At 67.4% G+C, this 13,811-nt stretch carries 10 protein-coding genes; 5 read left to right on the top strand and 5 right to left on the bottom strand.

Annotated features, from left to right (window positions below):
* Positions 1-4: 4 nt before the first annotated feature.
* Both ACQR1Y_RS20205 and ACQR1Y_RS20200 read left to right on the top strand, forming a co-directional pair.
* Positions 5-601: a GNAT family N-acetyltransferase gene (locus tag ACQR1Y_RS20205; protein ID WP_434877881.1), complete on the top strand. Its 597-nt coding sequence runs from the start codon at positions 5-7 to the stop codon at positions 599-601.
* A gap of 60 nt (positions 602-661) precedes the next feature.
* A complete protein-coding gene (locus tag ACQR1Y_RS20200) occupies positions 662-1,294 on the top strand; it encodes a glutathione S-transferase family protein (protein WP_434877882.1) in 633 nt (210 codons plus the stop codon).
* A 318-nt stretch (positions 1,295-1,612) separates the two neighbouring features.
* On the opposite strand, the gene ACQR1Y_RS20195 is transcribed toward ACQR1Y_RS20200, so the two are convergent.
* Genes ACQR1Y_RS20195 through ACQR1Y_RS20185 form a run of 3 tightly spaced genes read right to left on the bottom strand, consistent with a single transcriptional unit; the run spans position 1,613 to position 4,478 of the window.
* Positions 1,613-2,632 (bottom strand): HlyD family secretion protein, encoded by a 1,020-nt coding sequence (locus ACQR1Y_RS20195; protein ID WP_434877883.1) that lies wholly within the window; start codon positions 2,630-2,632, stop codon positions 1,613-1,615.
* Positions 2,629-3,348: an ABC transporter ATP-binding protein gene (locus tag ACQR1Y_RS20190; RefSeq protein WP_434877884.1), complete on the bottom strand. Its 720-nt coding sequence runs from the start codon at positions 3,346-3,348 to the stop codon at positions 2,629-2,631. The genes ACQR1Y_RS20195 and ACQR1Y_RS20190 overlap by 4 nt, the downstream gene beginning before the upstream one ends.
* The gene (locus ACQR1Y_RS20185; RefSeq protein ID WP_434877885.1) at positions 3,345-4,478 is read right to left on the bottom strand and encodes an ABC transporter permease; all 1,134 of its coding nucleotides are present in this window, start codon (positions 4,476-4,478) and stop codon (positions 3,345-3,347) included. Before ACQR1Y_RS20185 ends, ACQR1Y_RS20190 begins: the two co-directional genes overlap by 4 nt.
* A 512-nt stretch (positions 4,479-4,990) precedes the next feature.
* On the opposite strand from ACQR1Y_RS20185, the gene ACQR1Y_RS20180 reads away from it, so the two are divergent.
* Positions 4,991-5,641, top strand: a complete 651-nt coding sequence (locus ACQR1Y_RS20180; protein WP_434877886.1) for a LemA family protein — start codon at positions 4,991-4,993, stop codon at positions 5,639-5,641.
* A gap of 20 nt (positions 5,642-5,661) precedes the next feature.
* A complete protein-coding gene (locus ACQR1Y_RS20175; RefSeq protein WP_434877887.1) occupies positions 5,662-7,395 on the top strand; it encodes a M48 family metalloprotease in 1,734 nt (577 codons plus the stop codon).
* 238 nt (positions 7,396-7,633) lie between these two features.
* Here ACQR1Y_RS20175 and metH read toward each other — a convergent pair whose 3' ends face one another.
* Entirely contained in the window at positions 7,634-11,497 is a 3,864-nt protein-coding gene (metH, locus tag ACQR1Y_RS20170; RefSeq protein WP_434877888.1) for a methionine synthase, read from the bottom strand.
* Positions 11,497-12,414, bottom strand: a complete 918-nt coding sequence (metF, locus tag ACQR1Y_RS20165; protein ID WP_434877889.1) for a methylenetetrahydrofolate reductase [NAD(P)H] — start codon at positions 12,412-12,414, stop codon at positions 11,497-11,499. Before metF ends, metH begins: the two co-directional genes overlap by 1 nt.
* Positions 12,415-12,787: 373 nt before the next feature.
* Here metF and ACQR1Y_RS20160 point away from each other — a divergent pair, with 373 nt between their 5' ends.
* Positions 12,788-13,807 (top strand): LLM class flavin-dependent oxidoreductase, encoded by a 1,020-nt coding sequence (locus ACQR1Y_RS20160; protein ID WP_434877890.1) that lies wholly within the window; start codon positions 12,788-12,790, stop codon positions 13,805-13,807.
* Positions 13,808-13,811 lie beyond the last annotated feature (4 nt).

Below are 13,811 nucleotides of genomic sequence, written 5' to 3'. Positions count from 1 at the left end.
GGGCGTGGCTGCAGGTCTCGACGGCATCTTCGACATCCCGGCCGGCAGGATCGCCGCCGTGGTGACCTCGCTCGACATGCAGGCCCCGCCGGTGATCCCGCCCGATCCCGTCGGCGACTGGAGCATCCGGCGCGTCGCGCAGCCGGATCTCGACTGGTACCGCGATCTCTATGCGCGCGTCGGGCGGGAGTGGCTCTGGTCGCTGCGGCTGCGGATGAGCGATGCCGAACTGGCGGCGGTCATTCGCGCAGCCGGAGTCGAGATCTATACGCTCGCGCATGACGGCGGCGACGAAGGCCTGCTGGAGCTCGACTTCCGCAAGACCAACGAATGCGAGCTGGCGCTGTTCGGCGTCACATCGAAGCTGATCGGCACCGGCGCCGGACGGCTGCTGATGAATCATGCGTTGCGCCGCGCCTGGGCGCAGCCGCTCACGCGGCTCTGGGTTCACACCTGCAGCTTCGATCACCCGCGCGCGCTGACCTTCTATCAGCGCGCCGGCTTCCGGCCCTATCGCCGCCAGATCGAGATCGCACCGGATCCCCGCCTCGACGGCACGCTGCCGCGGGATGTCGCAGGCCATGTGCCGCTGCTGGGCTGAAGTTGGCAGCTGACAATCGGGCCGAATGACGCTTCAATACCGGGAGCAGGAGGATGCCGCATGTTCCTGATCGGCCAATACGACTCGCCCTTCGTTCGCCGGACGGCGATTGCGCTCAGGCTCTACGACGTGCCGTTCGAGCACAAGCCGTGGTCGACCTTCGGCGACGCCGACAAGATCGCGCCGTATAATCCGTTGCTGCGCGTCCCGGTGCTGGTGCTCGACAATGGCGAGGCGCTGATCGATTCCGCGGCGATCCTCGATCATCTCGACGAGACCGTCGGGCCCAAGCGCGCCATGCTGGCGCCGAGCGGCGCCCTGCGCCGCCAGCAATTGCACACGGTCGCGCTCGCCACCGGGCTCGCCGACAAGGCCGTCAGCCTGATCTACGAGCGTGTGCTGCGCAAGGATCGGCTTGCGCTGTGGGTGGAGCGTTGCGAAACGCAGATTGCCGGCGTGCTGGCGATGTTGGAGGCGGAGCGCGCCGATGGTACGACGGACTACTGGTATGGCGAGGAGATCGGCCACGCCGACATCGCCGTCACCTGCGCGCTGCGCTTCACCTCGGAGGCCCACCCGCAGCTGTTCGACGCAAAGCGTTATCCGGTGCTGGCGGCCCACGCCGCGAGATGCGAAGCCCTCCCTCCGTTCCAGGAGATCGTCCAGCCGCTCGCGCCGCCGAGCGGGGATTAGTTCAACCGATTCTGTCGCCGCCACGGCGGCGGTGCGCTCCCTCTCCCCGTCCTTCACGGGGAGAGGGTCGGGGTGAGGGGCCGCCACACGGGAGGTGTTAGGAAGGGGCACACGCGCCGGGCGTGTTCGTGGATGGACCTGTACCCCCTCACCCGGATTGCATCTTTCGATGCAATCCGACCTCTCCCCGCCCTAGCGAAGCTTCGCTTCGCCCTGGCGGGGCGAGGTGCAGCGCGCCAGCGGGGGCAGATGGGCTCAATTTAACCGGTCGCAGCACGATGCGCGTGAAGTGCGTCGGTCGTGGAAGCACACCAGCCCTCACGGCTTGAAATACACATCCACCTTCATCCCCACCGCGAACGGCCCCGGCTCGGCCAGATCCACCAGCACCTCGACTACATCGACGTCCGTCATGTTGCGCTGGCTGAGCGCGGCGGCGCGGCTGCTCTCGACCAGCGGCGCGACCGCTGCGACCTTGCCGGCGACGTCGCGGCCGCGGAAGGCGTCGGAGCGGACCACGGCCTGCTGGCCCGGCTTGATCTTGTCGAGATCGCGCTGGTCGAGCTCGGCTCGCACCCGCAGCGACGACATGTCGCCGAGCAGCACCAGCGGCGGTGTCGATTGCGGCGAGGCAATCTCGCCGGCGCGCGCGTTGACCTGCAGCACGGTGCCGTCGAGCGGTGCGCGGAGGGTGAGCTTCTCCAAGCCGGCGCGTGCCGCCTGCAGCTCGCTGCGCGCGACGTTGAGCTGGCCCTCGGCGCTGATCGGCAGCGGCGCGTCGGCCGTGACCTTGCGCAGGTCGTCGGTCTGCTGATCCAGCTTGGCCTGAGCAGTCGTCACTTGCGTGCGCGCTGCATCGACGTCGCTGTCCGCGCCGCGGCCCGCACGCCGCTCGGCCACGGCCTTGTCGAGCGCGACGCGCGCGTCGAACACCGCCGCCTGCGCATCCGCGACGCCATCCTCGGCGCGTCGCCGAGGCCCTGCGCCCGACGGCGTGGATTCCTTGTTGCGGACGCGCTTGCGCATCGCGGCCTGCGCTTCGGCGCTGGCGAGCTGCGCGCGCGCCTCGGCGTCGGTGAGTCGCACCAATGCCTGGCCGGCGAACACGGCGTCGCCGGGCTTCACCAGCACCTCCTGGATCGCGCCGACCACGGGCGCGCCGAGCTTGATCAGGCCGGAGGCCGGCTCGACGCGACCGGGCGCGACCGCGAGCCAGCGCTCCTCCTGGGCGTTGGCGGCGCGCGCCTCCAGGATGATCCCGCGCGGCGCGACCGCGAGCGCGGACGACGCCGCCAGCAGCAGCGCGATAGCCTGGTGGGTTCGGCCGGGCTTGTTCATGCGTTCGAGACCTTCTTCATCGAGTCTGCCACGGCCTCCTCACTGATGATGCGGCCATCCTCGATATGAATTACGCGGCTGGCGAACGGGAGAATGCGCGGATCGTGTGTCACCACCAGCACGGCGCGCGACGGATCCTTGGCGATGTCGGCGAGCAGCGTCATGATCGCCTGCCCGTTAGCGGTGTCGAGCGCGCCGGTGGGCTCGTCGGCGAGGATCACCTGCGTCTTGCCGACGATGGCGCGGGCGATCGCGACGCGCTGCTGCTCGCCGCCCGAGAGTTCGCGCGGCAGCGATTTGCGCTTGTGGCCGAGGCCGACGGTGGCCAGTACCTCGCGCGAAGCAAGTTTCGCCGCCCGCGCGCGCTCACCGCGCACGTCCAGCGCGAGCCGAACGTTGTCCTCGGCGTTCAGCGTCGGAAACAGATGATAGGACTGGAAGATGAAGCCGATGCGCTCGCGCCGGAGCTTTGCCAGCGCCTCCGCATCGAGCCCGGCGACGGCCTGGCCGCCGACATGCACCGTGCCGGCGTCCGGCGTCATCAGGCAGCCCAGGATCGACAGCAGCGTGGTCTTGCCGCTGCCGGACGGGCCCATCAGCAGCACCAGCTCGCCGCCCTTCAACGCCAGGCTCACGCCCTTCAGCGCCTGCACCCGGCCGGCGCCCTGGCCGAGGTGATGGACGAGATCGGTCGCCGCGAGCACGACGTCGGTCATCGCGAGAACACCATCGCCGGATCGATGCGCATCACCTTGACGATGGCAGCGACCGCCGAGCCCACGCACATCGTGACCGTCAGCAGGAACAGCGCCACGGTCAGCATCGGCGTCATGATCACGGGCAGGGCTGATTCCGCGGTCGCGGCCGCGACGATCTTGCCGATGCCGGCCGCGCCGGCAAAGCCGACGATGGCGCTGAGCAGCGCCTGCCAGATGATGACCGTGTAGATGTAGCGGCTGGACGAGCCGATCGCCCGCAGCGTGGCAAATTCGTTGATGTGGTCCTTGGTGCTCGAATAGAGCGTCTGCGCCACGATGACCGTGCCGACGATGACCCCGAGCAGTGCGCCGGCGAACAGTGCCGCGCCCGCGCCGGTGCCGAACAGCCAGAACGAACGGCTGCGGTTGCGAAACTCGGCGGCGGTCAGCACCTCGACATTGCCGAGACTGTCGCGCAGTGCCTGCTGGGTCTTCCAGAGATCGGCATCGGGCGCCAGCCGCACCAGCAGATAGGACGCCTTGCTCGGCGTCGTCCCCGTGTAGCTGCGCGCGCGCTCGACATCGGTGAACACGTAAGGCGTGGTCGTGAACGAGCGGATGCCCTTGCTCACCGCCATCACCTGCACCTTGCGGTCGCGCAGCTCGGCGGTCTGCTCCACGCCGGAGATGCCGAGCCGCTCGAAATAGGTCTGGTCGACCGCGACCGCGCCGGGCACCGAGAGGTCGTCGAGCCGGCCCTCGACCACATTCCACGGATGCAGGCCGAGCCCGCGCAGCTCCGAGCCGACCACGAAGACCGGCGTCGTGGTGCCCTGCGGCAGCCGCCATTGCGCATAGCCGATGACCAGCGGTGTGGCCTCGGCGACGCCGGGAACCGCCAGCGCCCGGAACCGCTGCCGCTCGTCGAGCAGCGAGGGGTCCTCGAAGCATTTGGTGCCGACCGGCATGATCCACAGCTGCGCCGGGGAATGGTCGATCATGGTCGTCACCATGCGGCGGAAGCCGACATAGAGGCCCATCTGCACGGTCACCAGCACGATCGAGAAGATGATGCCGATGACGGTCGCGACGAAGCGCAGCCTGTCATGGAACAGGTTTCGCGACGCAAGCCTGAACTGCAACGACATGAACCAAAACCACCCGGCGCCCCCCAGGGCATTTCAGCCGGTTACGGGGGCGATGTCCACGCCGGATCGGGGGCGATCAGCTGTGGCGCTTTGTCATTCGGGGCAGCCGTGGCGCGGGGGACACGGGATTAGGGCAGCGCTCAGGCCCGCGGGTAAGCCGACCAGGATGCGTCAAAATCAATGTCGCCCCGGCCTTGAGGCCGGGACCCATAATTGACAGCCAGCAGTGATGCGCTCGATCTCAGCCACCGTGTGCCACAGATGCATCATGCGTGATGGGTCCTGGCGCCGCGGGGGGAATTGCGAACGAGGGCAGGACGACGGTTGTGGGTGGGTGAGGCCGCGCCAACTCTTCGCGCCGAGGGCGGTCTTGCCGTCAGGCGAGATGCCTGGCCCCTTGTACAATCTGAAACAGGACAGGAATCTCATTACAACTTGAGCGATCCGCGGTGCAAAGTCTTAGAGGGGACGGATGTAAAGCTTGCCGAAAAATCGCGTCTCGGGGGTATTTCATGTCTTCCTTTTCAGTCGAAAACTTTCTCCAGGCCATCGATTTCTCCGGGCGCGTGACCCGCGCCGCCAACGTCGCGCTGGACTATTGGTGGGCCTGGCTGCTCGCCGGCGCGGTGCTCTGGCTGTTGCTCAAGATCCGCGCGCAGCACGCGCTGCTGGGCCAGCTTGACGAGCGGGCGGATGCGGCGTTCGGCGACGTCGACGCGCTCCTGATCGAGCGGCACGCGCTGATCGGCAACCTCGTCGAGGTGGTCCGCGCCTTCGCGACCAAGGAGCACGACGTGATCCGCGACGTGCTGGAGGCCCGCGTCGATGCGTTGGAGGCGCTCACCGGCGGCGGCGGATCGGTGATCCAGGCCGACACGCAGATCGCCAATGTCCTGCAGAACCTGTTCTCGGTCAGCGAAACCTATCCGGCGCTGGCCAGCGCCGCGCATTACAGCACGCTGCGCAGCGATCTGATCCGGATCGAGGAGCGCATCACGGCGGCGCGGAAATTCTACAATCTGGCGGTGGAGGAGCTGAACTCGGTCCGCCGCGCCTTCCCCAGCAACGTCATCGCCTGGTTGTGCGGGAGCGCCGCGCGCGAGAAGTTCACGCTTGGCGAGCGCCGCTCCGAATTCGCCGGTCCGGTCAAGATCAGCCTGTGATCACCTGAGGAGCGGGCGCCATGGCCGTCCACGGCTACGTCACGCACGCCGCCTACAACCGGCGCTGCACGGCCCTGCTGATGCTGGCCTATGTCGTATCGTTCGAGGTGATCGGCACCTTCGCGCTGACGATCTATCTGCTCGTCGCCGACCATGAGCACACCATCCTGTCCAACCCGGCCGGCTATGCCGTCCGCTACGCGCTGCCGATCGCGCTCGCCACTGGCCTGATGTTCTGGTGGATGTATCGCGGCCATGCGAAGGCCGTGATGGAGACGCTCGGCGTGCGGCTGGTCTCGCGCCAGGAGGAACCGCGCTTCGTCGCCATTGCCGAGGAGCAGTGCACCGCGCTCGGAGTCCGCCTGCCGCGCTTCGGCGTCATCGAGGCGAGCGAGCCCAACGCCGTCACCGTGGGCGAGGGGCCGAAGGCCGGCCTGATCGCGGTGACGCGCGGCCTACTCGATCAGCTCGACGACGACGAACTGGCGGCGGTGCTCGCGCATGAGGCGTCGCATATCCGCCATGGCGACACCAGGCTGCTCGCCGCGAATCACGCGTTGATGCGGACCGCTGTCATCCTGCAGATGAACAATCCGCTGCGGTTCGAGCACTGGCGCCAGATCCTGGTCGCCGTGCTGGTGCCGCCGATGCTGCCGCTGTTGCTCGCCAGCAGCATCGCGACCGTGACCTCGCTGCGGCTCGCGCGCGCCGCGCGGCGCAGCCTGAAGCTCGGGCGTGACCATATCGCCGATGGCGAGGCGATCAGGGTCACGCATTTTCCCGAAGCGCTGCTCAGCGCCATCCGCAAGATCGGCGGCCGCGGCATGTTCCACGGCAGCGCGCGGGTCGAGGGCCTCCTGTTCGACGGACCTGCGGATCACGCCGGCGGCAGCCATCCCAGCATCGCCGAGCGGCTTGACGCTATCGCCGCGCTCGGCCGCGAGCTGATGAGTCCGGCACGGCGGCGGCGCGACAGCCGTGTGCCGTCGGCGCCGCGCTTCGGACGCCGTCCACGCTCGGCCCTGTCGCTCTATCCGCTCGACGCTTCGGGCCGGCCGTTGGAGAAGCCGGCGCAGCCCGAGACCAACCTCCTGATGCTGTATCTGTTCGACCGCGAGACGTTTCGCGCCTGGCACAATGCCTCGATCGCCTGGGAGGAGCGGAAGCTCGACGAGCGCCGCAACGTCATCGGCGTGGCGCCCCTGGTCTTCGTCATGCTCGTCATCGGCAGTTTCGGCGCGGTCTATTCCTATTGGCCGAAGGACGGCAACCTCTCCACGCTGGTCAATCTGTACAGTCCGGCCAGCCTGGTCGAGATGGCCCGCATCACGCAGTCCGGTCCGTTCTGCATCGGCTCGTCCTATCCCGACGGAAAATGCCCGGCCAGGACCGCCCCGGCGGCTCCGTCCGAAGCGAGCCAGCCGGGGAGCCGCGGCGGCAACTTGTCCGATACGTTCGGTGCTCCCCGGACAGCCGGTGCATCCGATCAGCCGTCTGCGGCAGTCGAGAGCCGCAAGTCGAACTCGACGCCGCTTTGGGCATGGCTGTTCGTCCTTGTCGCCATCTGCGTGACGAACCCCAGTCTCATCCCGCGCATCATCGCCCAGCTGGCCGCCCATGCCCGGCTGATCTCGCGCTTCATCGCGGCCTCCTCGGCGAAGGCCGATCGCTTCGAAGGCGCTGACCCGGCGAGCGTGGCGTGGCCACAGCACGATGCTCCCAGGTCCAGGGAGTTCGGACGGCGCAAGCTCTGACCTGCGCCTGGGCAAGTGCGCGGCCTTTCCTGCGCCCTGCTGCTGATTTGACGGCGGAGTTCTGGACCAACTCGGGCGCGGCGCGCTGTGAGGATGCGGACGCGTGCCCGCGAGGTCATCTTCGCTGAACGCCCTTCGTGTGAGCCGGCCAGGGCGCGTCGCAACTGGCGTCATTCCGGCCTAGTGCGCAATTGCGCACAGGCCGGAACGACAGCTGTGGGTGGCGCGACAGCGCAGGCTACTTTGCGCCGACCGCCTTCTTGCGCCAGGCCAGATGAACCGCGCAGGTGCAGCCCACGGGGTGGCTGGCCAGCTCGGCAGGGGCCGCGTCGTTGGCCGGGGCGGGCGAGGCGACCGGGCGGGGCGTCTCGGTCGGCTGTCCACCTCGCGCCGGGATGTAGTTCAGGATCGGCGCCAGCCAGCGCTCGACCTCGGCCACCGTCATGCCCTTGCGTGCGGCGTAGTCCTCGACCTGGTCGCGCTCGATCTTGCCGACGCCGAAATAGAAGCTCTCCGGCGAGGCGAAATAGAGGCCCGAGACCGACGAGCCGGGCCACATCGCAAAACTCTCGGTGAGCCGCACGCCGGCATTCTTCTCGGCATCGAGCAGTTCGAACAACGTGGCCTTCTCGGTGTGATCGGGCTGCGCCGGATAGCCGGGGGCAGGGCGGATGCCCTCATACTTCTCCAGGATCAGATCGTCGGCAGAGAGCGTCTCGTCCGGGGCGTAGGCCCAGAACTCGCGGCGCACGCGGGCATGCAGGCGCTCGGCGAAAGCCTCGGCCAGGCGGTCGGCCAGCGCCTTGACCAGGATCGAGGAGTAGTCGTCATTGGCGTTCTTGAAACGGTCGGCGACCGCATCCTCGCCGAGTCCCGTCGTGACGACGAAGCCGCCGACATAGTCCGGCACGCCGGAGCCCGCGGGTGCGACGAAGTCCGACAGCGCGGTGTTGAAGCGGCCCTCGCGCTTCTCGAGCTGCTGGCGCAGCGTGTGCAGCGTCGCAACCGTCTTGGTGCGGCTGTCATCGGCATACAGCACGATGTCGTCGCCGACAGCGTTGGCCGGCCAGAAGCCGATCGCGGCGCGCGCCGTGAACCACTTCTCCTCGACGATCTGCTTCAGCATCTTCAGCGCATCGTCATACAGCGCCCGCGCGGCCTCGCCGACCTTGGCGTCGTCGAGGATGGCCGGGAAGCGGCCGGCCAGCTCCCAGGTCTGGAAGAACGGCGTCCAGTCGATATAGGGCACGAGCTCGGCGAGGTCGTAGTCCACGAAGGTCTTGGTGCCGAGGAAGGTCGGCTTCACCGGCTTGGCCTTGGCGAAATCGATCTTGGGCGCGTTGGCCCGGGCGTCCTTCAGCGACAGCCGCTTCTTGTCGGCCTGGCCGCGCAGATGCGCGGCCGCGATCTTCTGATACTCGCTGCGGATCTCGGCCGCATAGGCGTCCTTGCGCTCCGTCGACAGCAGCGACGAGGCGACGCCGACGGCGCGGCTGGCGTCGTTGACATGCACCACCGGTCCGCCCTGATAGTTCGGGTCGATCTTCACCGCCGTATGGACCCGGCTCGTCGTCGCGCCGCCGATCAGGAGCGGCACGTTCAGGCCCTGGCGCTCCATCTCGGAGGCGAGATAGGCCATCTCGTCGAGCGAGGGCGTGATCAGGCCGGAGAGGCCGATGATGTCGGCATTCTCCGCCTTCGCGGTGTCGATGATCTTCGCGGCCGGCACCATCACGCCGAGGTCGATGACCTCGAAATTGTTGCACTGGAGCACGATGCCGACGATGTTCTTGCCGATGTCGTGCACGTCGCCCTTCACGGTGGCGAGCACGATCTTGCCGGCATTCGAGCGTTCGTTGGCGCGGCCCTTGTTGGCGGCCTTTTCGGCTTCCATGAACGGCATCAGATAGGCGACCGCCTGCTTCATCACGCGCGCGGACTTGACGACCTGCGGCAGGAACATCTTGCCGTCGCCGAAGAGATCGCCGACCACGTTCATGCCGGCCATCAGCGGGCCTTCGATGACGTCGAGCGGACGTGCCGACTTGGCGCGCGCCTCCTCGGTGTCGACGTCGATGAACTCGGTGATGCCGTGCACCAGCGCGTGAGAGAGGCGCTTGTCGACCGGCCATTCGCGCCAGGCGAGATCGGCCTCCTTGGTCTGCTTGCCCTGGCCGCGGAACTTCTCCGCCAGCGCCAGCAGCCGCTCGGACGCGCCGGGATCGCGGTTGAGGACGACGTCCTCGCACACCTGGCGCAGCTCGGGATCGATGTCGTCATAGACGATCATCTGGCCGGCATTGACGATACCCATGTCCATGCCCGCCTTGATGGCGTGATACAGGAACACCGAGTGCATCGCCTCGCGCACCGGCTCATTGCCGCGGAACGAGAACGACAGGTTGGAGACGCCGCCGGAAATGTGGGCGTGCGGCAGGTTCTGGCGGATCCAGCGCGTCGCCTCGATGAAGTCGACGCCGTAGTTGTTGTGCTCCTCGAGACCGGTGGCGATCGCAAAGATATTGGGATCGAAGATGATGTCCTCGGGCGGGAAGCCGACCGTCTCGACCAGGATCTTGTAGGCGCGGGCGCAGATCTCGGTCTTGCGCTGATAGGTGTCGGCCTGGCCGGTCTCGTCGAACGCCATCACGACGACCGCGGCGCCGTGGCGGCGCGCGATCCTGGCCTCGTGGATGAACTTCTCCTCGCCTTCCTTCAACGAGATCGAGTTCACCACCGGCTTGCCCTGGACGCATTTCAGGCCGGCCTCGATGACGTGGAATTTCGAGGAGTCGACCATGACCGGCACGCGGGCGATGTCAGGCTCGGCGGCGACGAGGTTGAGGAAGGTCCGCATCGCGGCTTCCGAGTCCAGGAGGCCCTCGTCCATGTTGACGTCGATGACCTGCGCGCCGTTCTCGACCTGGTCGCGCGCGACCTGCAGCGCGGCGGTGTAGTCGCCGGCGGTGATCAGCTTGCGGAACTTGGCCGAGCCCGTGACATTGGTGCGCTCGCCGACATTGACGAAGGGGATGGCGGGCGTCAGCTCGAACGGCTCCAGGCCCGACAGCCGCAGCCGCGGCGCGATCTCAGGGACGACGCGCGGCTTGTGCGGGGCGACGGCGGCGGCGATCGCCGCGATGTGGTCCGGCGTGGTGCCGCAGCAGCCGCCGACGATGTTGACGAGGCCGGAGCTCGCGAACTCGCCGATCAGCCGCGCCATATAGGCCGGCGTCTCGTCATACTGGCCGAACTCGTTGGGCAGGCCGGCATTGGGATAGGCGCAGACCAGCGTATCGGCGACGCGGCCGATATCGGCGACATGGGCGCGCAGGTCTTCCGCTCCGAGCGCGCAGTTGAAGCCGATCGTCAGCGGCTTGGCGTGACGCACCGAATTCCAGAACGCCTCCGGCATCTGCCCCGACAGCAGGCGGCCGGACTTGTCGGTGATCGTGCCGGAGATCATCACCGGCACGTCGATGCCGCGCTCCTCGCAGAGCTCGGCGATGGCATACAGCGCCGCCTTGGCGTTGAGCGTGTCGAAGATGGTCTCAAGCAGCAGAATGTCGGCGCCGCCGTCGAGCAGCCCGCGCGCCTGTTCGCCATAGGCGATGCGCAGGTCGTCGAAGGTGACCGCGCGATAGCCGGGGTTGGAGACGTCAGGCGAGATCGAGGCGGTGCGGTTGGTCGGGCCCATCGCGCCGGCGACGAAGCGCGGCTTGCCGTCCTCGGCGGCGACGCGAATCGCCGCGTTGCGCGCGAGCCGCGCGCCCTCGCGGTTCAGCTCGTAGATGATGTCCGAGAGATCGTAGTCGGCCTGAGCGATCGACGTCGCCGAGAAGGTGTTGGTGGCGACGATGTCGGCGCCCGCGCGCAGGTACTGCGCGTGGATGTCCTCGATCGCGTCGGGCTGCGTCAGGATCAAGAGATCGTTGTTGCCGCGGAGATCGCGATGGAAATCCTTGAAGCGCGGCCCGCGGAACGCGGCCTCGTCGAACTGCAGCGCCTGGATCATCGTGCCCATGGCGCCGTCGAGGATCAGGATGCGTTCCCGGGCAGCGGCGAGGAAGGCGGTACGCGCATTGGAAACAGGGGGGGACATCAGGCGGCGACCTTGTTGACGGACTTCGGCCGGATGCCAAGCAGATGGCTGATCGCGAACACGAGGTCGGCGCGGTTCATGGTGTAGAAATGGAAGGTGTCGACGCCATGCTTGGCGAGCTTGTGCACCTGGCCGGCGGCGACGGTGGCCGCGACCAGCTTGCGGGTCTCGGGATCGTCGTCGAGTCCGTCGAACTTCTCGGCCAGCCAGTCCGGCACGGTGGTGCCGGCGCGGGTGACGAATCCGCGCGCCTGCTTGAAATTGTGCATCGGCATGATGCCGGGCACGATCGGAATGTCGATGCCGCGGGCGCGGACCCGGTCGAGGTAGCGGAAGTAGAGATCGTTGTCGAAGAACACCTGCGTGATGGCGCGGGTCGCGCCGGCGTCGACCTTCGCCTTCAGCATGTCGATGTCGGCGTCGAAGTCGCGGCTCTCCGGGTGCTTCTCTGGATAGGCGGAGACCGAGACCTCGATGTCCGGATAACGCTTCTTGATGCCGGCGATCAGTTCGGGCGAGGTCTGATAGCCCTCGGCATGGGTGTGATAGGGCGTGCCGATGCCGCCGGGCGGGTCGCCGCGCAGCGCCACGATGTGGCGGACACCGACCTCATGATAGCGGTCGACCACCTCGTCGATTTCGCCGCGCGAGGCGCCGACGCAGGTGAGATGCGCCGCCGGCAGCAGGGCGGTCTCCTTCAGGATGCGCGCGATGGTGGCGTGGGTGCGCTCGCGCGTCGAGCCGCCGGCCCCGTAGGTCACGGAGACGAAGCTCGGCTCCAGCGGCGCCAGGCGCTCGATCGAGCTCCACAGCGTCCGGTCCATCTCCTCTGTCTTCGGCGGGAAGAACTCGAACGAGATCTTGGGCCTGATGATCGCGGAATGTCCGTCAGTGATTGCGGTGGCGAGGTCGGTCATGGCGGCGCAGGTTCCCGATGGCGCGTAAATTTCAACTTGAGAGCGGATCGCCCGCTGGATGAGCCAAGATAAGGGAAGTGAGTCGCAAGCGACAGCCCACCAGAAATGGGATTTAGCCCACAATCATTCAATTGTTGCTCAATTCTCTGGAGTTCGTGGATCATAAAGTGGGCAAAGAAAACGAAGAAAGATCAGTATTTCATAGCTTGAATCGGCGAATTCATGGGCTGATCGCGGATGGGACAGAGTTATTCTTAAGCTGTATACAGCTTGTCCGTCCCACCGCTTGGCAGGCTGTCATCCCTGCGTTTCTGGCAGGTCACCGACGCAGTTCGGCCATTGTGGGCCGCCGCACAGTCACTAGGTTGAAGCCATGATCCCGATTTCAGTCCTCGACCTCTCTGTCACGACGACGGCCACGCCGGCCTCGGTGGCGTTGCGCAACAGCATCGATCTGGCGCGCCATGTCGACCAGCTCGGCTATGTCCGCTATTGGCTCGCCGAGCATCACAGCCTGGTTTCGGTGGCGAGCCCGTCGCCCGACATCATGATCGGGCAGATCGCTGCCGTCACCAAGCACATCCGCGTCGGCTCCGGCGGCGTCATGCTGCCCAACCACGCGCCGCTGGTGGTCGCCGAACGCTTCAAGATGCTGGAGGCGCTGTTCCCCGGCCGGATCGATCTCGGCCTCGGCCGCGCGCCCGGCACCGATGGCACCACCGCCTATGCGTTGAGGAGCCGGCTCGATCGCCGCGAGGGCGACGATTTCCTGGAGCGGCTGCACGAGCTGACCTTGTGGGAGACGCGCGAGTTTCCCGCCGGCCATCCCTACAACAACGTCATCGCCATGCCCGACGATGCGCCGCTGCCGCCGATCTGGCTGCTCGGCTCCAGCGACTATTCCAGCGAGCTCTCGGCGCAGATGGGCATGGGTTTTGGCTTCGCGCATCACTTCGCCAACCATGATGCGATCGACGCGATGCGCACCTATCGCGCGCATTTCACGCCGTCGCGCTGGCGCTCGCAGCCGCACGCGGTGCTGGCGGTCGCGGTCGTGACGGCGGAGACCGATGCGGAGGCCGAGCGGCTGGCGTCGTCGATGGACCTCAACCGTCTCCGTCGCGACCGCGGCCAGTTCCTGCCGTTGCCAAGCCCGGAGGAAGCGGCGGCCTATCCTTATACGGACTCCGACCGCGCCTCGATCGCCCGCAACCGCTCGCGGCTGTTCGTCGGCTCGCCGGCGACGGTGCGCGCCAAGCTCGATCCGATGATCGCGGCGAGCCAGGCCGACGAGCTGATGGTGATCACCGCGATCTTCGACCACGAGGCCCGCAAGCGCTCCTACACCCTGCTCGCCGACGCCTTCGGCCTGCAGCGGCAGGCGGCGGCGTAAGCCC

Origin of the sequence: Bradyrhizobium sp. HKCCYLRH3099 (assembly GCF_051167855.1) — a bacterium.
Taxonomy (GTDB): Bacteria; Pseudomonadota; Alphaproteobacteria; order Rhizobiales; family Xanthobacteraceae; genus Bradyrhizobium.
Note: the sequence above shows the minus strand (reverse complement) of the source record. Positions and strands in the feature narration are given on the sequence as shown.

What these genes read in the sequence shown, in the direction of transcription:
- ACQR1Y_RS20200 (WP_434877882.1), top strand. Translation starts at nt 662, where the DNA reads ATGTTCCTGATCGGCCAATACGACTCGCCCTTCGTTCGCCGGACGGCG.
- metH (WP_434877888.1), bottom strand. Translation starts at nt 11,497, where the DNA reads ATGTCCCCCCCTGTTTCCAATGCGCGTACCGCCTTCCTCGCCGCTGCC.
- ACQR1Y_RS20185 (WP_434877885.1), bottom strand. Translation starts at nt 4,478, where the DNA reads ATGTCGTTGCAGTTCAGGCTTGCGTCGCGAAACCTGTTCCATGACAGG.
- metF (WP_434877889.1), bottom strand. Translation starts at nt 12,414, where the DNA reads ATGACCGACCTCGCCACCGCAATCACTGACGGACATTCCGCGATCATC.
- ACQR1Y_RS20175 (WP_434877887.1), top strand. Translation starts at nt 5,662, where the DNA reads ATGGCCGTCCACGGCTACGTCACGCACGCCGCCTACAACCGGCGCTGC.
- ACQR1Y_RS20180 (WP_434877886.1), top strand. Translation starts at nt 4,991, where the DNA reads ATGTCTTCCTTTTCAGTCGAAAACTTTCTCCAGGCCATCGATTTCTCC.
- ACQR1Y_RS20190 (WP_434877884.1), bottom strand. Translation starts at nt 3,348, where the DNA reads ATGACCGACGTCGTGCTCGCGGCGACCGATCTCGTCCATCACCTCGGC.
- ACQR1Y_RS20195 (WP_434877883.1), bottom strand. Translation starts at nt 2,632, where the DNA reads ATGAACAAGCCCGGCCGAACCCACCAGGCTATCGCGCTGCTGCTGGCG.
- ACQR1Y_RS20160 (WP_434877890.1), top strand. Translation starts at nt 12,788, where the DNA reads ATGATCCCGATTTCAGTCCTCGACCTCTCTGTCACGACGACGGCCACG.